Source organism: Pseudomonas brassicacearum (assembly GCF_009601685.2).
Lineage (GTDB): Bacteria > Pseudomonadota > Gammaproteobacteria > Pseudomonadales > Pseudomonadaceae > Aquipseudomonas > Aquipseudomonas kilonensis_B.
In genome coordinates this window covers 4,354,922-4,377,406 of record NZ_CP045701.2, presented here as the reverse complement: position 1 = coordinate 4,377,406, position 22,485 = coordinate 4,354,922, and the positions used below count along the sequence as shown (strand labels likewise).

Annotated in this window: 20 protein-coding genes; 3 read left to right on the top strand and 17 right to left on the bottom strand. The window is 63.0% G+C overall.

Annotated elements, in window-relative coordinates; translation table 11 throughout:
• Position 1 precedes the first annotated feature (1 nt).
• The 3 genes from GFU70_RS18430 (at position 2) to GFU70_RS18420 (ending at position 2,924) form a co-directional block, all read left to right on the top strand.
• Positions 2 to 802 (top strand): carbohydrate ABC transporter permease, encoded by an 801-nt coding sequence (locus GFU70_RS18430; RefSeq protein ID WP_058542909.1) that lies wholly within the window; start codon positions 2 to 4, stop codon positions 800 to 802.
• 10 nt (positions 803 to 812) lie between these two features.
• Positions 813 to 1,085: a DUF2160 domain-containing protein gene (locus GFU70_RS18425; protein WP_057451631.1), complete on the top strand. Its 273-nt coding sequence runs from the start codon at positions 813 to 815 to the stop codon at positions 1,083 to 1,085.
• Positions 1,086 to 1,181: 96 nt separating this feature from the next.
• A complete protein-coding gene (locus tag GFU70_RS18420; protein WP_153388571.1) occupies positions 1,182 to 2,924 on the top strand; it encodes an extracellular solute-binding protein in 1,743 nt (580 codons plus the stop codon).
• Between the two features lie 223 nt (positions 2,925 to 3,147).
• Here the strand turns inward: GFU70_RS18420 and GFU70_RS18415 are convergent, their stop codons facing one another.
• From GFU70_RS18415 to GFU70_RS18335, 17 genes are all read right to left on the bottom strand, one after another.
• Positions 3,148 to 4,086 (bottom strand): alpha/beta hydrolase, encoded by a 939-nt coding sequence (locus tag GFU70_RS18415; protein ID WP_153388570.1) that lies wholly within the window; start codon positions 4,084 to 4,086, stop codon positions 3,148 to 3,150.
• Between the two features lie 346 nt (positions 4,087 to 4,432).
• Complete coding sequence (locus GFU70_RS18410; RefSeq protein WP_058542912.1) at positions 4,433 to 5,227, bottom strand: carbohydrate deacetylase; 795 nt, start codon at positions 5,225 to 5,227, stop codon at positions 4,433 to 4,435.
• Positions 5,199 to 6,374, bottom strand: a complete 1,176-nt coding sequence (locus tag GFU70_RS18405) for a GNAT family N-acetyltransferase (protein ID WP_058542916.1) — start codon at positions 6,372 to 6,374, stop codon at positions 5,199 to 5,201. The genes GFU70_RS18410 and GFU70_RS18405 overlap by 29 nt, the downstream gene beginning before the upstream one ends.
• Positions 6,375 to 6,379: 5 nt before the next feature.
• A complete protein-coding gene (locus tag GFU70_RS18400) occupies positions 6,380 to 7,069 on the bottom strand; it encodes an N-acetyltransferase (RefSeq protein ID WP_153388569.1) in 690 nt (229 codons plus the stop codon).
• Positions 7,066 to 9,042, bottom strand: a complete 1,977-nt coding sequence (locus GFU70_RS18395; RefSeq protein ID WP_153389178.1) for a hypothetical protein — start codon at positions 9,040 to 9,042, stop codon at positions 7,066 to 7,068. Before GFU70_RS18395 ends, GFU70_RS18400 begins: the two co-directional genes overlap by 4 nt.
• 86 nt (positions 9,043 to 9,128) lie before the next feature.
• On the bottom strand, positions 9,129 to 10,433 hold the full coding sequence (locus tag GFU70_RS18390) for a lipopolysaccharide biosynthesis protein (protein WP_058544323.1): 1,305 nt from the start codon (positions 10,431 to 10,433) through the stop codon (positions 9,129 to 9,131).
• Complete coding sequence (locus tag GFU70_RS18385) at positions 10,430 to 11,434, bottom strand: polysaccharide deacetylase family protein (RefSeq protein WP_153388568.1); 1,005 nt, start codon at positions 11,432 to 11,434, stop codon at positions 10,430 to 10,432. The genes GFU70_RS18390 and GFU70_RS18385 overlap by 4 nt, the downstream gene beginning before the upstream one ends.
• 12 nt (positions 11,435 to 11,446) lie before the next feature.
• Complete coding sequence (locus GFU70_RS18380) at positions 11,447 to 12,583, bottom strand: glycosyltransferase family 2 protein (RefSeq protein WP_116641713.1); 1,137 nt, start codon at positions 12,581 to 12,583, stop codon at positions 11,447 to 11,449.
• Positions 12,576 to 13,535, bottom strand: coding sequence for a glycosyltransferase (locus GFU70_RS18375; RefSeq protein WP_058544320.1), 960 nt, complete (start codon positions 13,533 to 13,535; stop codon positions 12,576 to 12,578). Before GFU70_RS18375 ends, GFU70_RS18380 begins: the two co-directional genes overlap by 8 nt.
• Entirely contained in the window at positions 13,532 to 14,902 is a 1,371-nt protein-coding gene (locus GFU70_RS18370) for an O-antigen ligase family protein (protein WP_058544319.1), read from the bottom strand. The genes GFU70_RS18375 and GFU70_RS18370 overlap by 4 nt, the downstream gene beginning before the upstream one ends.
• The gene (locus GFU70_RS18365; RefSeq protein WP_058544318.1) at positions 14,899 to 16,002 is read right to left on the bottom strand and encodes a glycosyltransferase family 4 protein; all 1,104 of its coding nucleotides are present in this window, start codon (positions 16,000 to 16,002) and stop codon (positions 14,899 to 14,901) included. Before GFU70_RS18365 ends, GFU70_RS18370 begins: the two co-directional genes overlap by 4 nt.
• Positions 15,999 to 17,591 (bottom strand): GumC family protein, encoded by a 1,593-nt coding sequence (locus tag GFU70_RS18360; RefSeq protein WP_153388567.1) that lies wholly within the window; start codon positions 17,589 to 17,591, stop codon positions 15,999 to 16,001. The genes GFU70_RS18365 and GFU70_RS18360 overlap by 4 nt, the downstream gene beginning before the upstream one ends.
• A 17-nt stretch (positions 17,592 to 17,608) precedes the next feature.
• On the bottom strand, positions 17,609 to 18,631 hold the full coding sequence (locus GFU70_RS18355) for a polysaccharide biosynthesis/export family protein (RefSeq protein WP_064107002.1): 1,023 nt from the start codon (positions 18,629 to 18,631) through the stop codon (positions 17,609 to 17,611).
• 20 nt (positions 18,632 to 18,651) lie between these two features.
• Positions 18,652 to 19,296: a CpsD/CapB family tyrosine-protein kinase gene (locus GFU70_RS18350; RefSeq protein WP_058542971.1), complete on the bottom strand. Its 645-nt coding sequence runs from the start codon at positions 19,294 to 19,296 to the stop codon at positions 18,652 to 18,654.
• Positions 19,297 to 20,043 (bottom strand): sugar transferase, encoded by a 747-nt coding sequence (locus tag GFU70_RS18345; RefSeq protein ID WP_058542970.1) that lies wholly within the window; start codon positions 20,041 to 20,043, stop codon positions 19,297 to 19,299. It abuts the gene before it with no gap.
• Positions 20,030 to 21,109 (bottom strand): NAD-dependent epimerase, encoded by a 1,080-nt coding sequence (locus tag GFU70_RS18340; RefSeq protein ID WP_058542969.1) that lies wholly within the window; start codon positions 21,107 to 21,109, stop codon positions 20,030 to 20,032. The genes GFU70_RS18345 and GFU70_RS18340 overlap by 14 nt, the downstream gene beginning before the upstream one ends.
• The gene (locus tag GFU70_RS18335; RefSeq protein WP_153388566.1) at positions 21,106 to 22,470 is read right to left on the bottom strand and encodes a UDP-glucose dehydrogenase family protein; all 1,365 of its coding nucleotides are present in this window, start codon (positions 22,468 to 22,470) and stop codon (positions 21,106 to 21,108) included. Before GFU70_RS18335 ends, GFU70_RS18340 begins: the two co-directional genes overlap by 4 nt.
• Positions 22,471 to 22,485 lie beyond the last annotated feature (15 nt).

The window sequence follows — 22,485 nt, the reverse complement described above, 5'->3', positions numbered from 1 at the left end:
GATGAGCAAGAGAAAGCTGATACCGCTGCTGATCTACATCCTGTTCCTGCTAGTGCCCATCTACTGGCTGCTGAACATGTCGTTCAAGAGCAACACGGAGATCCTCGGCAGCCTGACCCTGTGGCCCCAGGATTTCACCTTCCAGAATTACAAGGTGATCTTCACCGACCCGAGCTGGTACACCGGTTACCTCAACTCGCTGTACTACGTGAGCCTGAACACGGTGATTTCCCTGGGCGTTGCGTTGCCGGCGGCCTATGCGTTTTCGCGCTACCGGTTCCTGGGGGACAAGCACCTGTTCTTCTGGCTGCTGACCAACCGCATGGCGCCACCGGCAGTGTTCCTGTTGCCGTTCTTCCAGCTGTATTCGTCCATCGGCCTGTTCGACACCCATATCGCCGTGGCCCTGGCTCACTGCCTGTTCAACGTGCCGCTGGCGGTGTGGATCCTCGAAGGGTTCATGTCCGGGGTGCCGAAAGAAATTGACGAGACCGCCTACATTGACGGCTACAGTTTCCCCAAGTTCTTCGTGAAGATATTCATCCCGTTGATTGGTTCCGGCATCGGTGTCACGGCGTTTTTCTGCTTCATGTTTTCCTGGGTCGAACTGCTGCTGGCGCGAACGTTGACGTCGGTGAACGCCAAGCCGATCGCGGCGGTCATGACCCGCACCGTGTCGGCCTCCGGTATCGACTGGGGTGTGCTGGCAGCAGCGGGGGTGTTGACCATCCTGCCGGGCATGCTGGTGATCTGGTTCGTTCGCAACCACGTGGCCAAGGGCTTTGCCCTGGGCCGGGTCTGAGGAGTCGATGATGGAATGGATGAACTGGACCGCCCCCACGGCGGCATTCTTTGGGGTCATTGCCTTGCTGCTGGCAGGCATGACCACGTGGGAACTGCGTTCGCCGAGCATCCCTCGGCGCGGTTTCCTGCCGATTGCCACGACCCGGGGCGATCGGTTGTTTATCGGTCTTCTCGGTAGCGCCTACCTGCATATGCTGGTGATCGGTGCTACCGACTGGAGCATCTGGATAGCGTTCGCGTTGTCCTTGGTGTGGCTGTTGGCAGTGATGCGGTGGGGCTGAGTGGCCTGCGTGGCTAATTCGTGCACTCGAGTTAACCGTACAGGCCACCGTCGAAGGTTCGACGATCAGGCTCTTAAACCCAAACAGGAGGTCTCTATGTTCAATAAAAACAATAAGCTGCGACATAGCGTTTCATTGGCAGCCATGCTGGCACTCAGCGGGCTGAGTGCTGCGGCCTGGGCCGACGCCTATGAAGACGCCGCTAAAAAATGGATCGGCAGTGAATTCAAGCCGTCGACCCTGACAGCCGAGCAGCAGCTCGAAGAACTCAAGTGGTTCATCAAGGCCGCCCAGCCGTTTCGCGGCATGAAAATCAACGTGGTGTCGGAAACCATCGCCACCCACGAATACGAGTCCAAGGTACTGGCCAAGGCCTTTACCGAAATCACCGGGATCCAGTTGACCCACGACCTGCTCCAGGAAGGCGACGTGGTGGAGAAGCTGCAGACCCAGATGCAGTCGGACAAGAACATCTATGACGGCTGGGTCAACGACTCGGACCTGATCGGTACGCACTTTCGCTACGGCAAGACCGAGTCGATCACTGACCTGATGGCCAACGAAGGCAAGGATTTCACCTCGCCGACCCTGGACCTCAAGGACTTCATCGGCATTTCCTTCACCACCGCGCCGGACGGCAAGATCTATCAACTGCCCGACCAGCAATTCGCCAACTTGTACTGGTTCCGCGCCGACTGGTTCGAGCGTCCCGAGCTCAAGGCCAAGTTCAAGGAGAAATACGGCTACGAGCTGGGCGTACCGGTGAACTGGTCGGCCTATGAAGACATCGCCAAGTTCTTCTCCGAAGACGTCAAGGAGATCGACGGCAAGCGCGTCTACGGCCACATGGACTACGGCAAGAAAGACCCCTCCCTGGGCTGGCGCTTCACCGACGCCTGGTTCTCCATGGCCGGCGGCGGCGACAAGGGCCTGCCCAACGGTTTGCCGGTGGACGAGTGGGGCATTCGTGTCGAAGATTGCCATCCGGTCGGCTCCAGCGTGACCCGCGGCGGCGATACCAACGGGCCGGCGGCGGTGTTCGCCACCACCAAATACGTGGACTGGATGAAGAAATACGCACCACCGGAAGCGGCGGGCATGACCTTCTCCGAATCCGGCCCGGTACCGTCCCAGGGCAACATCGCCCAGCAGATTTTCTGGTACACCGCTTTCACCGCCGACATGACCAAGCCGGGCCTGCCGGTGATGAACGCCGATGGCACGCCGAAATGGCGCATGGCACCGTCGCCGCGCGGTCCGTACTGGGAAGAGGGCATGAAGCTGGGGTATCAGGACGTGGGTTCCTGGACATTCATGAAGTCTACGCCGGAGAAGCAGAAACTCGCCGCCTGGCTTTACGCGCAGTTCGTGACGTCCAAGACCGTATCGCTGAAGAAGACCATCGTCGGCCTGACGCCGATTCGTGAGTCGGACATCAACTCCCAGGCCCTGACCGACCTGGCGCCGAAACTCGGTGGCCTGGTGGAGTTCTACCGCAGCCCGGCCCGCGTGCAATGGACCCCGACCGGGACCAACGTGCCGGACTATCCTCGCCTGGCGCAACTGTGGTGGAGCCACATCGCCGAAGCTGCCAGCGGCGAGAAGACCCCGCAGCAGGCCCTCGACGGGTTGGCCAAGGACCAGGACGCAATCATGACTCGCCTGCAGCGCTCCAAGGCCCAAGCCACCTGCGCTCCGAAAATGAACCCTGAGCGCGACGCGCAATACTGGTTCGACCAACCGGGCGCACCGAAGCCGAAACTGGCGAACGAGAAGCCTAAGGGTGAAACGGTGAGCTACACCGAGCTGTTGAAATCGTGGGAGGCGGCACGCAAGTAAAGCCCCAAGCGTGAAAACGAACGGCACCGAAAGGTGCCGTTTTTATTGGGTGCGTTTGCACCGCTATCGCGAGCAAGCTCGGCTCCCACAGGGGGCGGCGGTGAACACTGATCTTGTAAGCAACCAGAGAACTGTGTGGAGTAAATCTGTGGGAGCCAAGCTTGCTCGCGATAGCGGTGTGACAGTCAATGAAGGTGTTGGGTGTCAGCCGGGGACCTGTGCGTTAGCCGGCCTTGGCCGAGCTTACCTGGGGGCGCTCGGCCATGGGCGATGGCTTGTCTTTCATCAATGTGTCCAGCGCTTGCCGGTAGTTCTGGCCCGCCAGGCTCATGCTGTTGTTATGCGTCGCCCCCGGTACCAGCAGCAGGCGCTTGGGCTCACGGGCGGCGTTGAACAGTTGCTCGCTCAAGCGCGGCGGTACGTAGCGATCGGCAGCGCCGTGCACCACCAGCAGCGGCATGTTGATCTCGCCGATCTTGTCGATGGAGTCGAATTTCTGCGACAACAACCAGCGCACCGGCAGGGACGTATTCGCCATCGCGGTGGCGACATCGCCCAGGGAGGTGAACGTGGATTCGATGACCAGGCCTCGGACCTGGGCACCGCCATTCTTCGCGGCCTCCTGGCCCAACTGCGCAGCGAGGTCCACCGCGACGGCACCGCCCAGAGAATGACCGTAGATCAGCCGCAGGGCAGGGTCCGGTTGCAGTACTTTGAGGCGTTCCCAGGCGATGCGTGCATCTTCATAGACGCTGGCTTCCGACGGCAGATCCCCATGGCTTTTGCCAAAACCACGGTAATCGATCGCCAGCACCGAATAGCCTAGCGCCCTCAGTTGCTGGATACGAAACAACTGGCCGGTCAAGTTCCAACGCACACCGTGCAAGTACAGGATGGCCGGCGCATTCTTGCGTTCGGCCGGCCACCACCAGCCGTGGATGTTTTCCCCGGCCTTGAAGCGCTTGGGTCTGAGATCGAATTCCTGCACGCCGCTGGGAAGCCCACTGAACCAGCTTGCCGTCCCCGGCTCGATACGAAAGACCAGCTCGCGTTCCTTATGCTGCAGCACTGCACAGCCCACCGGCAGGCCGACCACCATGGCGCTCATGACAACGAAGGCCAGCCAGCGCCGCCGAAGGCGAGAGAATAAAGATAAAGGCATCGACGCAATTCGCCACTCGAAAACAGAAGATGCCTTGTAGCAGATTCTCCGAAAGTGACGCAGGGATTTCGGACGGCCGTGGCCAGGGAAGCGCGCTCGCGCTGGGACCTGTAGGAGCTGGCGAAGCCTGCGATCTTTTGATCTTGATCTTGATCTTGATCTTGATCTTGATCTTGATCTTGATCTTTCGCTTTCGACTCAATGGGCAGGGGAAAGATCGCAGCCTCGTTGCACTCGACAGCTCCTACACAGCTCCTACACAGCTAGCTTCTACATCGCTTCTGCACAGCTTTTACGGAGTGTGGCGGGAACGGGTCGCTTGCCACAGACACCTCCTGCGTCCCTGTCAATGTACATCCCCATACTCAACCAGCGTCACCACCCGCGTGGTCCGGCCGTACGCGACTTTGGGCACGCCCGCCAGGCGCTTGTGTAGTACTTGGGTCAACGACTCTCCTGGCCTCAGGCTGGCATCACCAAAGTCTTCGTCCAATTCCAGTGGATGCACGATGACCTCAAGCGAGCCATGTGTCGGTGGCGCGGCGTGGTTCAGGTCGGCAGGGGTGCAGACGTAGTCCGCTGTCGCACCGCACAGGCTGCGCATGCGCCGGTTGAGCAGGGTCTTGAAGAGGCGCTTGGGCAGGTTCAAGTTTGCCCCCAGGTTGCGCGCCAGGCGCATGGGCACGCCTTGCCTGGCGGCGAAGCGGGCCACCAGCTCGCCGATGGGCCAGATGTTGTGCACATGTTGATGGGAATCGAGGTGGCTGGGACGCAGGCCGTGGTCCAGGCAGTGTTGCCATTGCGCCTGCAGTTCATCTTCCACCGCCGCCAGATCCTTTGCACCCAGGCGCAGGCAATAACGCGACAGGTTCAGGTCGAACTGGCCATGGGCGTCGCAAAAAACCGGTCGCGAGATGATCGCCTGGCCCAACGGCGGGCCGTAGCTGAGGTTGAAATGCAGGCCTACGTGGCCGTCGAGCAGCGGTTGCCGGGCCATTTCACATGCCTGCTCGAAGCCCGGCATGTTGGCCATGGCCGTGGCCGAACTGATCACGCCGGTCTCGAAGGCCCGCAGGATCAGCGCGTTTTCACTGAGGTTGAGGCCAAAGTCGTCAGCGTTGACGATCACTTGACGCGGCATCTGTTTTCTCCTGGTGTTTGGGGGTAGACGATGCCGTCGTCGCGGTCGGTTTGGTCCGGCGTTTGCCGAACCACGGTTTCAAGCTTTTCCATAGCCGCAAGGCAAATCCCAGGAGCAAGCCACCGGGCTGCCAGGAATAGAAGCTCCAGCGCCAGTGTTCCAATTGTCCGGTCATGCGTTCATGCAATTGATGGCTGGAGTTCTCCAGGCTGACCCGTGATGCATCGATCCAGCGCCAGTTCTCGTCCAGCCCCCAGCGAATCCACTCCTCGAGCAAGACCCGGCCGCTGCCCAGATCGGCATGCTGCGGCAAGAACGCCAGGTTGTAGTCGTACAGCCGCCCCTGGTCCAGCAGGCCAAGGCGATAGCTGATGCATTCGCCGTTCAGCTCCAGCGTCACCACCCGTACCAGGCCTTGGGCGGCGAGGGCGGTGAAGGCGTGGTTCATCCATTGCCGGCGCCTGGGGTCGGCGAAGATGCCGACGCCTTCCTCGCCTTTCCAACTGGCCGCCTCGACATCGGCGAGGGTCCGCAACAGTTGCCCCATGCTGATGGCGTCCGGTTTCACCCGACGGATCTCGGCACCGCAGGCAGCGATCCGCTTGCGTGCCCGACGCAACTTGTAGCGTGGGTCGCCAGAGATTTCCTGATGGTCGTTGTCGCTGATCAAATGCACCGGCACCCGGCAACTCAGGCGGCGCTCCCCGGTGGAGCTCAGCGCCATCCAGGCACTGAGGACGCTTTCTTCACCGACCGGCTCGACCACCTCATTCAATTGCAGCAACGCGTGGGGCAAGTGCTGGCGGATCTGCATCAGCGCCAGCCCCATGCCCTCGGCGTCCAGGCGCGCGAGCAAGGCGATGCGGTCGGCCAATGGATAACCCAAGTGATGCAACACCCGGAACCGCAGCCCACCGATACGCTCACGCCCCGATACCAGGGGCAGGCACAGGCATAGCTTCTGGTCTTGCCAGCCCAGCAACACATGCAACTGCTGGTCCGGCAGCAGGGCGAATTCCGCCGCTTGCAGCCAGGCCAGGGTGTTGAAGGGCGTAGCGTCGGGCACCTGGGCGCGCAGCTGTTCATACGCTGTTATGGGAAAGTCCTCGGCCCTCAGGGAGCGACTCCATTGGAACCGGATCGCCATGGACATCAGGCTGCTGCAGTCGATGCAACCGGACGGGCCGGTTTACGAAAGGCGTCCAGTACCGAGCCGTTGTAAAACGTGTCGCGGAAAAACCGCCAGCGACCGAACAGGCAGTACACGTGGGTGATCTTGCCGCGTTCCTGAAAATCCATGCGCAGGTGCATCTTGATCGCGGGGGTGTTCTGTATGTCGCAGACATCGACCATTTTTTTGCTGCCCTTTCCTGCCATGATTTTCCACAACTCTTGTTGCAAGTCCGCCGACATCCTGGACCCCCAGTAGGCGCGGGTCATTTCGCCGCCGAACTGAAAGTACTCGCCGGGGTTGATCGGGAAGTTGCAGCGATAGAAGTGACGGTCGAAATAGTCTCGCGTACTGGCCCAGGCGAACCCCACGGTGTCGCCCCGATCATCCAGGTACATCAAGCCTGTATAGCCTTCGGCTGCCAGCTCGCGCATGGTTTCGACGCGGTCGCCGAAATACCGGGCAAAAGCGTCGGCATTGTTGACCGTGATGAACTCCGAGCGCGTCGGTGGGTAGGGTTTGAGGTTATGCGGGGGGAGCGGGGCCATCACGTCGTGCTCCAGCCACACCAGCCGGGAGTGGAAAAACACGTAGCGTCGCAACAGCTGTTTGAGGACGGCGCGCAGGCCTTTTTTCTGGATGCGATCACGCAATTTCTGCAGAGCGTTCATGGTGCCTCCTGACGGGTGGCGGGTTGGGGGGAAGAGGGTGCGGTCCAGCTCAGGGCAAACAGGGTTTCCCCTGGCAGGAGAAAGCGGATCTGCCCGGCCTCGCAGTTGAACGGGGCGCTGCGGCTATGGTTGTCGGGGCCGAAATACACCAGCTCGGCTTTGGCCTGGGGGCAGGGCGCGCCGTCCAGGCTGACCTGTTGCGGGCGCGTGCTTTTGTTCACGCCCAACAGGCTGCGCCTTGCGTGGGTGGCCATGGCCAGCACGTCGACTTCGAAGGCGTCGTTATCCAGGCGCAGCACTTGGTCGAGCCAATGTCGTTGGATGAACTGCTGGGCCAGGCCCACTGGCTTGAGTTCGAAACGTTGGTTGTCCAGCACTCGAACCATGCCTTTTGGGTACTCCGGTTCGTCGGCGGACTGGAACCAGTTGAGCATGTCCAGCAGGCCGTCCGCCGAGGCGTTGATCACAACGGACGTCCACCACAGGGCCGCGTAATGGGTTTCCTGGTCGTAGGGGCTCAGGCTCGAACCGCTGGACATGTTGGTCTGGTCCAGCAGCAAGGCCTTGCGTGGCCGACCGTTGCTGTCCAGGCCCACCAGGCTGGCGGCGCGGCGCACGCTGTTGCGATAGACCCGGGTCGTCAGCAGGTCGCGGACCATCCATTCATGCCAGGCCAGGGCGTCGATCTGGTCACTGGATTCGGCCAGCAAGCGTCGCGCCCAGTCGATGCCGCGCTTGTCCGCGGCGTTTTCCGCCAAGGGACCATTGGTGAACCGGGAGCTGGCCGGTATGGCAATGCGCACCCCGGCGCGGGCGTTGTCGGGGTTGGCACGGACTTGGCCGGCCATACTCTCGAACACCTGCTGGAAGCTGGCGAAATCCGGGTAGTTGAGGTTCGGCTCATCGGCGAAACTGAGGTAATGAATGCCTTTGCCGCCCAAGGCGCGGGTCGACGTGAGCCAGGCCTGCAAGCCGCTGTTGCTGATGCGGTCGGCTCGCAAGTCGGCTTTGCGTGCGCTACCGGCCAGCAGGGTGATGTCCCGGGTGATGCCGAAGCGGTCCTGGTACAGGCGCCGGAATCCATCTTCATGGTCCACCTTGGCAGCGGTGACGTCGACAAAACTGTAATAAGTGGCGGCCTGGGGCTTGAGGGCATCGATGACCGGATAGGCCGAGGGTGGGGGCATGACGTAGGGCAGGGACATGCCCAGTCTCGGGGTTGGTCCCAAGGCGTCGCCATAGAGTTTCAGGTGCGCGTGCCCCGGATCCTGGCGCAGCGGTTGCAGGTGCTCAGGGGCCTGGGCGAACAGGTTCGCCGTGCCATCGAGCCAGAACGCCGCCTTGCCGTTGCCCTGCAACTGCAAGCGCCAGGTTTGCTCGACGTTGGCAACAGGCAGGGCGACCTGATCGAACTGCCAATAGGCCGGGTACGGCTTGAGGTTCAACTGCACCTGTTTGCCATCGGCGACGCGCCGGGCTTGCAGGCTGCGCACACCGCCGTGGAACTTGCCCGCCAGCACGGCTTGTTCACCGGGGGCGACCTTGAAATACAACTCATCGCCGTCATGGGTTTCAGCGCTGAAATGCACCTTGGCCGGGGCGAACATTGCCCGGGTACGGGCATCGTGCTCGACGCTGTAGCGGCGGAAACTGTAGCCGGGAATTTCCAGTCGATAGCTGGCGGCCCCTGGCAGCAAAGGCCACTGCTGCTCGCCACGTTCCTGGGTGGCCTTGATCAAGCGCTTACCCACCAGTCGCCCCTGGCCGTCGAGCAGGTACAGGTGCTCTGCATTGGCGTCGGCCTGCCAGGCCGGCACCCAGCGCACGGTCACGTCATCCGGGCGGTCGGTCTGCAGGTACAGGCTGGCGTCGCGGATGCCGGTCCATTGCATCGCCGCGCCCTGGGCAAAAAAGGCCAGGCTCCAAAGACACAGGCCAGCGCCCGATTTCCACCAACGCCGCACCGGCCCCATCGCGAGCAAGCTCGCTCCCACAGGACAATCCAAAAGCCCTGTGGGAGCGAGCTTGCTCGCGATGGCGGTTTGGTTGGCAACCGCACTCATGCCGATTTCCCAAGCAGCATTTTGCGCATCGGCAGCAGGTCGCTGGGCAGGATGATCAATGTCTGCCACAGCGCCACGCCACTGAGGCGGCAGTACATGGCCAGCAGGGCCACGGTCACGCCCAGGTAGGCGATTGACGACGCGGCGGCGGCCCCGACGATGCCGTAGCGGGGAATCAGGAACAGGTTCAGTGCCAGGTTCAGCAGTGCGCCGCCGCCCATCATCAGAGAAACCGTACCAGGGCGGTTCTTGCCCAGCAGATCCAGGCGCAGGATGCTCGCGTAGCACAGCCCGAACAGCCCCGGCAGCAGCGCCAGCAAGGCCGGATAAGCCGGCTGGTAGGCGGCGCCAAACAAGGTGACGATCAGCCATTGGCCGATCAGCGCCATGCTCAGGCAGGCACCGAGCATCACCGTGGCGGTCAGGCGCAGGGCCAGGGGCGTCAGGCGCCGCATGTCGCTGTCCTGTTGCAACAAGCGTTTCATCAGCGGCGTGGTGACGGCTTCGGGCACGATCAGCAGCAGTTCGGCGGCGGCGCTGGCCATGGCGTAGTGACCCAGGGCCGTGCTGCCCAGCAGGGCGCCGATGAACAGGAAGTCCGAGCGCAGCAGTACTTGCTGGAACAGCAGGTCCGGGTGGCTGCGGGCGCCGTAGCGCAACAGTTCGTTCTGACCGGTGCGATCCCAGCGCAGGGTGACCACATGATCGCGGCGCAACCACACCCAACCGGCCAGCACCACCAGGCTCAGGCCCGCCAGCCAACTGATCAGTGCCGCTTCCAGCGCCGTGTCTTTCCACATCCAGAACAGCGCAACGAACAGCAGCAGGGGCGCCAGGGACTCCATCAGGCGCAAGGCGTTGAAGGCACCGACGCCGCCGCAAGCATTGTGCAGCGTCAGCAGACCGCTCTTGAGCACGGTCAACGGCACCGCCAGCAACAGCAGCCAGGCGAGCAACCCCAATTGCGTGGTGATGTCCAGTTCGCCGCCGAACTCGCGCACCAGTGCCACCACCAATAAGGTCAGCAAACCGGCCAACAGGCAGCCGAAGACCAGCACCTGGCTGAGTAACAGCCCCATCGAACGCTGCTGCGCCGCCTGATAACCCACGGCGCTATTCAAGCCACCGCTGGTGGCGGCGCTGATCAGGTCCGGCAGGGTGCTGAGCAAGGCGAACAGCCCACGTTCGCTGGGCCCGAGAATCCGTGCCAGCAGCACATTGCGCAGCAGGCGCAGGCCGATCATCGCCAGGCGCGTGCCCATGCTCAGTGCCAAATGCTTGAGGTAATGTGCGCGGCTCATGGGCGTGCCCCTCGGCGAATGCGCCAGGCCAGTAATTCAGGGTGATGGGCATTGTGTTGGCTGACGCCGAAACGTGGCACGTTCAAGGGGTCGCCGTCGTTGCGATACAGCCCCGCCTCGGTGCCGAGGGCGAAGGCAAAACCGTGGGCCGCGACCTGTTGGCGCACGCGCTCATCGTTATCGCCGTTGGGGTAGCAATACACCGGCAAGGGTTGCGCGCAGCCGTTTTCCAGGGCGATCCAGCTGCGCGTCAGCTCTTCATGCAGGCGCTGGTCATCCAGCCCGGTCAGGATCGCGTGGCTGGCACCATGAGGGCCGAAGCGAATCAGCCCGGAATCTTCGAGCATGCGCACCTGGGGCCAGTCCAGGGCCTGGGGCTGGGAACCCTGGGGGCAGGCGTCGGTGAGCTCGCTCAGCATGAGTGGATCGAGCGTCTTGAGGCTTTGCAGGTAATGCAGCAGCGCCAGGCTGCGGCGCTCGTCGTCGACGTCATCGAGCAGCACCGGCAACGGTCGACCGACATGCTGCAAGTGCTCGATCAATGAGCGCCGTGCCACTTGGCCATGGCTGCCCCAGAGGGTTTCGCCGATGCTTTCCCACCAGAAGTGCTGGCGGCTGCCGATGAAATCGGTGGAGAGGAAAATACTTGCCGGCACCTGGTATTGGCGCAGCAATGGAAAGGCGTTCATGGCGTTGTCGCGCCAGCCGTCGTCGAAGGTCAGGGCCACCCGCGGACGGTTGGGAACGCTTTCAGGATCGGCCAGCAACAAGGTCATCAGCGGCACGCACTCGAAATACCGTTGCAGCCAGATCAGCAAATGTTCAAACGCTTCGGGCCCCACGCACAGCTCGTTGCGGTGGGGCAATTCGGCGGCGCGGTCGTTGTTCAGCACACGATGGAGCATCAGGATCACCCCGGCGCCACGCAGTGGGTGGCGGCCCAGGGACGTGTTCAGGTACAGCCAGCCGCCGGTGCGCTTGAACACTTGTTTGATTGACATGGGCCGTCCTCCTTAGCGGTTCTGCTCGGGGTTCCACTGGCTGTAGCGCTGGCCCCGCAGGAACTGCCAGAGCCCGATGCTCATGCCCGCCAGCGTCACCAGCACGAATGCGGCCAGGCGAAAGGGCCGGGGCAAGCGGTGGCGCGCATCCATCAACCCGATCAACGCCATGGCGTAACCGAGCAATTGCGCCAGCAGGCTCAGGCGATAGAACGGATGGTCGTTCCACAGCCAGGCATTGCTCAGCAAGAGCGGCAGCAGCAACACCGGCGCCAGGCGGCGGATCAACTTGTGGCTGATCAACCCGATGGCATAGAGCCCATGACGCAGTGGGTTGAGCAATTCCCGACGCTGAGCCAGGCTCTGCAACCCGCCGACGGTGACCCGCTGGCGCCGGCGGAACTGTTTGTCGGCTTCGTCCACGCCCTGGTCGGTCACCCGGGCCATGGGTGCATAGACGATGGACTTGCCGGCGACCGGCGCGCAGGTGCTGAGGAAAAAGTCATCGTTGACCTGGGCCGGAATAGGTTGGAACAGCTCCCGGCGCAGGGCCAACAGCGCGCCGTCGGCCGAGACCATGCAACCGGTGCGGCTCTCCACCCGACGCAACCAGCCTTCGTAATGGCGATACAGGCTGTCGCCCAGGCTCAGGCCCTTGCCCGGCACCGGGATTTCCATGTGCCCGGCACAGGCGCCGACTTCCGGATCGCCCAGGGGCGCCAGCAGATGGCCGAGGGTATCGGCGGCCCATTGGTTGTCGGCGTCGGTAAATACCAGGATTTCGCCGCTGCTGTGGGCGACACCGGTATTGAGGGCGGCGGCCTTGCCCTGGCGCGGCAGGTCGAGCACGGTGATGCGCGGGTCGATCACCTTGCGTGCGCAGGCCACCGTGTCGTCGGTGGAGCCGTCGCTGGCGAGGATGATTTGCAGTGAATGGGCCCGATAATCCTGGGCCAGCAAGCAGCGCAACTTTTCCTCGATGTGCCGCGCCTCGTTGTGGGCGGCAATGACGATGCTCACGTCCATCGGAAACGCCTTGCCGTAGCGGCGCCGCGGAAACAGCGGCGCCAGCAGGCTCAGCATCAAGGGGTAACCGAGGTAGGCGTACACCGGCAGCAACAGGCACGACCAGTAAATGAATTCAGCCACGGGCAGGTCTCCTGGCATTCCAATGACACAGGTTGAGCAGCAGTGCGGCACCGGTCAGGTGCAGGCGCACCCAGTGCAAGGCCCACAATTGCAAAGTCAGGCGCGGGTCGCGTCGGCTCTGGCGAAGGCTCAGGAACAAGGGCGGCAGGGCGGTGACCAGCAATAGCGTCAGCGCCAGGTGCAATTGCCCCTGGAGCAACGCCAACACTGCCAGCAGGTCCAAGCCCCAGGCGCCAACGGACAGCGCCGGAAAGCGCAGCAGGCGCAGGCTCGGGCCATGGCTGCGGAGCAATTGCAGATGACTGCCCTGGCGCCACAATTCCTTGCTCATCCACTCGCGCCAACTGCCTTCGTAGCCCCAGTGCAGGGCAACGCTTTCGTTGACCAGCAGCAAGTGCGCGTCGGCCTGGCGCAGGCGCAAGGAGAAGTCCTTGTCTTCGCCGGTGCGCAGGGTTTCGTCGAAGCCGCCGACCCGTTCGAACCAGCTGCGACGCATCAACAGATTGGCACTGGGCAGCCACTGCACCCGATGCAGGAGACGTGACCCCGGGCGCTGGCTGCGGCGCTGCCAGGCTTCGGCGAACCACGGCGCCTGCCGGGGCGTATCGAGGTCCAGGCCGAGTACGTCGCCCTGTTGGCCTTCGAGTTCCAGCAACAGCTTGAGCCAGTCGGCCGGCATTTCGATGTCGGCGTCGATGAACGCCAGCCAGTCACCCCGGGCGGCGGCCGCACCGCGGTTGCGCAGGGCGCCGATGTGCACGCCTGGCACGATCAACACCCGTGCCCCCAGCTCGTTGGCGATGCGCGGGCCGTGGTCGTCGGAGCCGTTGTCCACCACGATCAATTCACAGGCCAGGCCTGCCTGGCGGGCGGCTTGTTGCGCCGCTTGCAGCGTACGGCCGATGTGCCGGGCCTCGTTGTACATCGGGATCACAATGCTGACGCAGCTCATGGACGAGCCTCCTGTGGCGCGGCCTGCTCGGCGTCGTAGCGCAACACACTGGTGAGGGCGAGCATGATCCACAGCAATTTGTGGTTCGGCGCACTGAGGAACATCAGGAACAACGCCAGCGAGAGAAAACTCATGCCCAGGTGCGTCAGCAGGTCCGCCTGCGCCCAGTCCCGGCGTTGCAGCCAGAGCTGGCGCGCGCGCAGCAGGTTGTACAGGCCAAGACCGATCATGGCGACGAACATCAGCCCGCCCGGGATGCCGATTTCGCTGAAGATTTCCAGGTAGGTGTTATGGGCCCGGCGATACAGGTCCCCCAGCTTGCGGTTGGCCGAGAACGCCTTGGCATAGCCGGTAGGCGCGTAGTGCAGGGGAAAGGTCCCGGGGCCTGAGCCGAGTATCGGGTTCTCGCGGATCATCTGGCTGCCGACGACGATGTACGAGGCGCGGCGGCCCAGGGATTCGTCCTGGTGGGCGCTGGCGCCGGCACTGAGGATGCTCAACGACTGGATGCGTGCCACGTAGCCGGCCGGCATCACCGCGATTGCCAGGGGAATCAGCAATGCCAGCCCAAGCATGGCGAAGCCCAAGTGCCGTGGACGGATGCGCGGCAACTGCGCGCGATAGTGATACAGCCCGATCATCAGGCTGAGCATCAACACCACCAGCCCCGAGCGCGATTCGGTCTTGGTCATGCCGCCCAGCAGCAGGATGAAACAGCCGCCCCAGAACAACCGGTGCAGCAAGCTCGGGCCACGCACTACCAGCAGCAACGCCAGCGGCACGGTGAAGGCGATCAGCAGGGCGAAGGTGTTCGGGTCTTCCAGCAGGCCGGAGGCGCGGCCCTGATCCTGGTACTTGGCCGAGAACATCGCCAGCACGCAGGTGGTGGTGACGCTCAAGGTCACCAGGCGACAGAACATGTCCAGGTTCAATTCACGACCGATCAGCAAGGTGATCACGAACAGGATCAGCCCAACCGCCAGTTCGCGAAAATGGGTTGTGGACAGGCCCATGTTTTCCGACAACAGCAGGCTCAGGCCATAGAGCACCATGAAGCCGATCAGCGGCCGCCAGATATTGCTGCGCAGGCGTGTCCCGGGAATCTGGTGCACCGCCAGTTGCAACATCAGGATCATGATCAGCGCCAGGCCAAAGAACTTGCTGCCGGAAAAGGCGTTGTCCTTGAACAGGCCTTCGAACGGCACCAGTGCGGCAATGCCCAGCAAACCCCAACCGGGCTTGCGGTACAGCACGGCGACGCCGACCAGGCCGAGCACTGCGCCCGGCGCCAGGAACGGATAGGGGCTGGCCAGCAGCGCCAGGCAGACCAGGCCCAGCAGGCTGACGATCGAGAGTGGGACAATCATGAGCGAGCCTCCCGTGCCGTGCGGATGTAAAGCTGCGACCAGCGTTCGGCCAGCGTGCGCAAGTCGTAGCGGTCCTGTTGGGTGCGGCGTGCGTTGTCGGCCAGGATCCGCGCCAGGGGCGGTTCGCTGAACAGCGTTTCGATCTGCGCCGCCAGTTCCGCGCTGTCGGCCGGTGCTGCAAGCAGGCCGTTGTGACGGTCCTGCAGCACGTCGGGAATGCCGCCGACGCCGAACGCCACCACCGGCACGCCGGCCTGCATGGCTTCGAGCAGAATCATCGGGGTGCCTTCGGTGCGTGAGCTGATCACCAGGGCGTCGAGGCGGCTCCACCAGGCGTTCATGTCGGTCTGGTAGCCCGGCAATTCGATGCGCGTGGGCAACCCGGCATCGTTGATGCGCTTGAGCAGCGCCTGGCGTTCAGGGCCGTCGCCGAGCATCACCGCGTGCAGCGATGCATGCTTCTGGCACAACGGGATCATGGCGTCGAGGAACAGGTCCGGGCCTTTCTCGCTGCTCAAGCGGCCGACGTAGCCGACCCGCCAGCGTTGCTTGTCAGCGCGGTGGGCCAACGGCGTGCTGGCCGCTGGCAGGCCGTTGGGAATCACATCGAGTTTTTCCGCTCGCACGCTGGCCCGGCGATGCAGCGTGGCAATGCTCTCGGCCACGCAGACGACCCGCTTGACCGAGGCGGTGCGGCACAGTTGCAGGCTCAGCCAGGTATAGAAGCGCTGCTTGGGGCTCCGCGGCGTGAAACCATGCTGGGTGATCACCAGCGGCAGGCCCAGCAGCGTGGCGGCGGACCAGCCGAACAACAGCCCTTTGAAGTTGTGGGTGTTGATCAGCGGTCGTTCGTCCCGGCGCTGGCGCAGGTGCTGCAACAGCTCGGCCCAACTGGCGCAATGACGGCAATCGACCCCGGCCTGGCGAAAACGCGTGATCAAGGTCGGCGGCGCCGCCAGGAACAGCACCTGGTGCTGTCCGGGCGTTGCCAGGCAATGATCGAGCAGCATCCGCTCGGCCCCATAGAAGCCGCCGCTGTCGAGCAGATGAATGATCGACAGGGGGCTGCTGTGGTGGCTCGGGCCGAACGGCGCGTTCAATTTCGCACCCAATGGACAAGGCTGGGCAGGCTCCAGTTGCGGTGCGGGTTGACCTGCTCGGGGGACTGCTCGTTGATCACCAGCAGTACCGGCACATCCAGTTGCTGGGTGATTTGCGCTGGATGCTTGAAGCGATGGTCGAAGAACTCACGCACATAGACCAGGGCAATCGCCAGCAGCAGGCCGCTGAACATGCCGAAGACAATGATCAGCATCGGCTTGGGAAAGGCCGCGGCGGTGGGTTCGAACGGCGGGCTCAGGACCCGGGCGTTGGACAGGTCGTTGTCCAGCGAACGCGCGGTGCTGGCTTCGGCGAACCGCTGGGCATAGGTGGAGAACGCCGCGTGCAGGGCGTTGATCTCGGTGTCCATCTGCCGCAGCTTGCTCTGGGTTTCCTGCAATTGATGGATGCGTTCCTTGAACGTGGCGATGCGCTGGGCTTTCTGGTTGATCACCGAGCTGACGACGGCCAGGTCGGTGGTGCGTTCCTGGATCCGGTTGTTCACCACCTTCAGGAACTGCTGGCGCGTACGGACGATCTGTTCCCGGGCCAGCAGCATCGGTTCGCTGCCGGGCTGGAAGATCGCCAGGTCATTCATGTAGCGGCTGACCTGGCTGGTCAGTTGCTCGCCCAGTTGCCTGATTTCCCGGTCTTCGAAGGCAATGTTGTCCACGGTGGTGGTGAAGGTGAACGGGAAGGTGTAGTCGTTGAACCGCGAGCTGTTCGCCGCCGCGAGACTGGTCTTGAGGTAGTCGAGCCAGCGTTGGCTTTGCAGCAGGCGATCCTGGTACAGGTTCAGGGCCTGTTCTTCGGTGTTGATGGCGTTCAGGCGGAAGGTGATTTCTTCCTTGGGATCGGACGAACCGACGTTTTCCAGCAGCCCCAGCCGGGTGCCTTCCAGGCCGTCGAGACGGGTCTGGTATTGGGCTCTCTTTTGCTCGTAGAAGGTTTGCGGCAGTTCGATCGATTGCAGGTCCTGGCGGCTGGTGAGGTAGTTCTGCAGCAGTTGCGCCACGAACCGGGTGCCCTGGGCCGGGTCGCCGAAACTGTAGACGATGGAAATGACGTTGGAGCCGGGCAGGGTCTCGATCTTCAGGTTTTCGATGGCCTTGTCGGTCAGTGTATCGAGCATCGTGTCCCGCACCGGGTCGACCTCTAGTCCCAGGCTATCGCGCAGCGGGTTGATGACGTACTCGCGCAGGGGCTGGGTGATGTAGCGCTTGAGCGGTTCGCTCACCCACTTGTTGAGAATGCCTGGGCTTGGGGTGTATTCGCCCTGGTCGCGCAGGGTGCTGATGGTCTGCCGGATCAACGCCGGCGAGCGCAGGATATTGCTCTCGGTTTCCATGTCCGCCAGGGACGGCGGGATGAAGGTGGCATTTTCCTGGTTCAGCGACGTGGTGGCGTCGCCCTGGGAGAGTTTTTTCGACTGCACGATCACCTGGGCGGTGATATCGAAGCTCTGCTTGAGCATCAACGGCAGCACCAGGGCGATCACGGCGAAAATCAGGAAGACGCGCTTCACCCACTGCTTGTTGGCGAAGAAGATCCTGAAAAACTCATGCAGATAATTTTCCTTGGGGTTCATGATCGGTCACCTGAGTTTCAGTTGTCGCTGCCTTTGTTGTCGACGCGGTAGCCGAAGCTGAACCCCACGCCCTGGAACAGCACCACGTCGGCCAGTTGCCTGGCCAGTTCGCCAGCACTGGCAAGCTTGGTCTTGGGTACGAAAAGCATGTCTTCCGGTTGCAGGTAGGCGATCTGCGAGGCGTCACCGCTCAGGGCTTTTTCCACGTCGTAGTGGCGGGCTTCGACCTGGTTGCCGGTGCGCCGCATGATCACCACCGAGTCGAGCCGGGCCTTGACGTTCGTGCCGCGGGCCAGGGTCAGGGCTTCGAGGACCGAGATAGGCCGGCGGATCGGATAGGAGCCGGGCTGGGCCACTTCACCGAGGACGTAGATCTCGTTGCCAGCGGTGGACTTGAGCAGCACATCGACGGTCATGTGGCCTGGCAACTGGGCGTAGCGCTCGTTGAGGAAAGTTTCCAGCTGGTTGACGGTCATGCCTTGCAGCGGCACGGAGCCGATTTCCGGGAAGCTGGCGTAACCATCCCTGCCCACCGTGATTTCCCGGCTCATGCCGGTGCCCGGGTGGGTCAAGGTGTTGCGCAGGTTGGTCTCGCTGGACAGTGGGCTGGTCACCAGCACCGTCAATTGGTTGCGATTGGGCTGGAACAGCATTTTCTGGTCATAGGCGCGCTGCACCGCCAGGCGGGCTTCGTCGGTAGTCAGGCCGGCGATTTTTACCGAGGTGTTGGCCCCTGGCAGTTCGATACTGCCGTCGGGCATCACCTGTTGCGTGCCGTTGAGCTGGCTGGCGGCGGTGAAATTCAGGGCAACCTGGTCACCGGCCTGCACACGATAGGCTTGGGAGCCGGTGGTGCTGATGTGAAAAATCACGTCCAGCACGTCCTGGGGCCGCAGGGTCTGTTCGACCTTGGGCATGTCGGTGGCCTGGGCGTTGGCCGGCGGGGCCGTGAGGATCTGCACCGGCATCGAACGGGTATCGGTATTGCTGGAGCAACCGGCAAGCGGCAGCAACAACAGGACAAGCATTCTGGCGTTCATCTCGTCATCCTTTTGCAGGCTTACAGGTTGTTGTAGAGCCACTTGGGCATGTAGTACTTGCGGCGGTTGAACACGCTGCCCACCACTTTCGCGCCGGCCTGGGACAGGCGCTGGCGGGCGGCCTGGGCCACTTCCCAACGGGTGTCTTCACCACGCACCACCAGCACCACGCCGTCGACCTGGGTGCTGAGCACCAGCGTGTCGCTGGCCGAATACACCGCGTCGGCGTCGATCACTACAAAGCGGTATTGCGCCGCCAGTTGCCTGAACAGTGGGCGCAGGCGCTCGGGGCTCAGGTGCTCGGCATTGCGACCCAGGCGCCCGTGGGGCAACACGTCGAAGGGCAGGCTGGATGCCTGCACCACGCAGTCCTGCAGCAAGGGCGGGGCGAGGCTGTTGAACAACAGGTCGGTAAAACCGCGCTCCTTGTGCAACGACAGTTGCTGGGTGAGGTTGCGCGGTGACTGGCTGGCATCTACCAGCAGGACGCGACCGTTGCTCATCTGCGCCAGTTGAGCGGCCAGCGCCATCGCGCTGGTGCTGGTTCCGGTGCCGGTGTTGGCGGCCGTCAAGAGCAGGATCCGCAGGGAAGGGTCGAGCACGGTCGAGGTCAGGTTGGTCTCGCTCGGGCTGGCTATGGTCAGGATATTGGTTGAACCGTCCATTTAACTCGCTCCGTGGCCGCTGAACACTTTGAAGGGGGTAATCATCAGGATCTTCAGATCCAGCCACAGGCTTTGTTCAGCGATATAGCTGAGGTCCAATTCCACGCGCTGGTCGAAGTCGATATTGCTGCGCCCGGAGATCTGCCAAAGACCGGTCATGCCGGGGTAGATGCTCAGGCGCACAAGATGGTTGTCCTTGTATCGATAGGCATTGAACGAGGTCGGCCGCGGGCCCACCAGGCGCATGTCGCCGATCACTACATTGATCAGGTTCGGCAGTTCGTCGAGGCTGCTGCGTCGCAGGAACCGGCCGATGGGCGTGATGCGCGGATCGTTGTCGATCTTGAAGTCGATGGCATCGGCGCCGTGTTTGTTGAGGTGGCGCAGCGACTCCTTGAGCGCCTCGGCGTCGGCAACCATGGTGCGGAACTTGTACATGCCGAAGACCCGGCCGCGATAACCGGTGCGCTTCTGCACGAACAACACGGGACCTGGGCTGGAGAACTTGACCAGCAGCGCCAGGCCCAGCAGCAGCGGGCAGAGCAGCAGCAGGATCGCCAATGCGCCGAGGCAGGCTACCACGCGATTGGTGCGTGAAACCGTCCAGGGCCGGCCGCTGTCGCGACCGGTCAGCCAACCACGGCCCTGGCGATGGATGGCCGCGTCCAGGCGCCTGCGGTGCTCCGGATCGACACGCTTGTCGCGTCCGGGGGCGTTGATCTCGATGACTTGCTCATGTCGGGTCATGGATTCCTCCGCTGAGGTTGGGCCGCAAGCGTTCAGTCGCGAGCGGTGCGTGGGCAGGCCGTGGGTAGTAATCGAGGAACCACTGGATGAAGCGGCCCAGGCCCTCGTCCAGTTCGATACACGGTTTGAAGCCGGTGGCCCGTGCCAGGTCGCTGGCATCGGCGCAGGTGTTGAGCACATCCCCCGCTTGCAGGGGCAGCAGTTCGATGCGGGCGGTTTGTCCCAGGTGTTTTTCCAGCAGCTCGACATAGGTGCGCAGCGCCACCGGGTGCTGTCCGCCGATGTTGTAGATCCGCCACGGCGCGCGGCTGGTGGCCGGGTCCGGTTGTTCGTGATCCAGCAAAGGCGTGACCTGGGGCGCACGGTCGATCAGGCGGGCGATGCTTTCGACGATGTCGTCGATGTAGGTGAAATCGCGTTGGTGCTCGCCGTGATTGAACAGCTGCAGCACACGGTCTTGGGCAATGGCGCGGGCAAACTGGATTGGCGACATGTCTGGCCGGCCCCAAGGGCCGTACACCGTGAAGAAGCGCAGGCCGGTGCAGGGAATGCCGAACAGGTGGCTGTAGCTGTGGGCCATCAGTTCGTTGGCTTTTTTGCTGGCCGCGTACAGCGACAGCGGATGGTCGACGTTGTCCTGTACCGAATAAGGCGTGCGCGTGTTGGCGCCGTATACCGAGCTTGAAGAGGCATAGATCAAGTGCTTGACCGGATAGCGACGGCAGTTTTCCAGGATGTTCAGGAACCCGGTGATGTTGCTGTCGACATAGGCCTGCGGGTTTTCCAGGGAGTAGCGCACGCCTGCTTGGGCCGCGAGGTGAATCACGACCTCCGGGCACCGGGTCTGGAACAGCTCATCGATGGCTGGCGCGTCGGCCAGGTCGATCCGCGCCAGGGGAAATTCGCCGGCCTGCTCGTTCACCCAGGTCACGCGGTCGTGCTTGAGCTGGGGGTCGTAGTAGTCGTTGAAATTGTCCAGCCCACACACCCGATGGCCGTCGCACAGCAGTCGCCGCACGACGTGGGCGCCGATGAAGCCGGCTGCGCCGGTGACCAGGATGTTCATGTTTGTGACCCGGAGAGCGGGGTGCCCGGCACGGTGTGCCGCAGCCCGATACCGCGATACAGCAGCCCGGCGGCGGCCAGGTGGTCGGGGTTGTACAGGTTGCGGCCATCGATGATCACCCGGGCGCGCAACTTGCTGGCCAGCAGGTCGAAGTCCACCACGCGGAAATTCTTCCACTCGGTGCAGATCACCAGGGCGTCGGCGTCTTCCAGGGTGTCGTCGCGGGTGGCGCAGAGGTTCAGGTCCTTGCGGTAACCGTAGAGGCGCCGACATTCGGACATGGCTTCCGGGTCATAGGCGTGGACCCGGGCGCCTTCGCGCCACAGCGCTTCCATCAGGTAGCGGCTGGGGGCCTCGCGCATGTCATCGGTGTTGGGCTTGAATGCCAGGCCCCAGATGGCAATCGACTTGCCGGCCAGGCCGTCCTGGAATTGCGTCGCCAGTTTCTCGAAGAGGATGTGTCGCTGGCTGTCGTTGACGTCGGTGACGCTGCGCAACAAGCGCAGTGGCATGCCGCTTTGTTCGGCGGTGTGCAGCAAGGCCCGCAGGTCCTTGGGAAAGCACGAGCCGCCAAAACCGCAGCCGGGGTAGATGAAGTGGTAACCGATGCGCGGGTCCGAGCCGATGCCCTTGCGCACCGCTTCGATGTCGGCGCCCAGCCGTTCGGTAAGGTTGGCCAGTTCGTTCATGAAGCTGATGCGGGTGGCGAGCATGGCATTGGCGGCGTACTTGGTCAGTTCGGCGCTGCGGTTGTCCATGAACATCAGTTTTTCGTGGTTGCGGCAAAAGGGCGCGTAGAGCTCCGTCATCTGGTCGCGGGCCAGCGGATCGGCGGTGCCGATGATGATCCGGTCGGGGCGCATGCAATCGGCCAGGGCGCTGCCTTCCTTGAGAAACTCGGGGTTGGACACCACACGCACGTTCAACTGTTTCAGGCCCCGTCGCGCCAACGCCTGGCGGGCGCATTCGGCCACCTTGTCCGCCGTGCCCACCGGTACCGTGGACTTGATGATCAGGGTGCGGTCGCAGTCCATGAAGTCGGCGATTTGCCGGGTGACAGCCAGCACATGGCTCAGGTCTGCCGAGCCGTCTTCATCGGCAGGGGTGCCGACGGCGATGAAAATCAGCTCGCCGTGGTTGACCGCGTCGCTGGCCTGGGAGCTGAACGACAAGCGTCCGGCCTTGATGTTGTCTTCGAGCAAACTGGACAGCCCCGGCTCGCTGATGGTCGGTACGGCTTGTTGCAGTTGCCGGATTTTGTTCGGGTCGATGTCGATGCACAAAACGCGGTGACCGACGTCAGCCATTGCAGCCGCCTGGATCAACCCGACATACCCCGTTCCAAATACGCTCACGTCCATTCTTGGCGCGCCTCG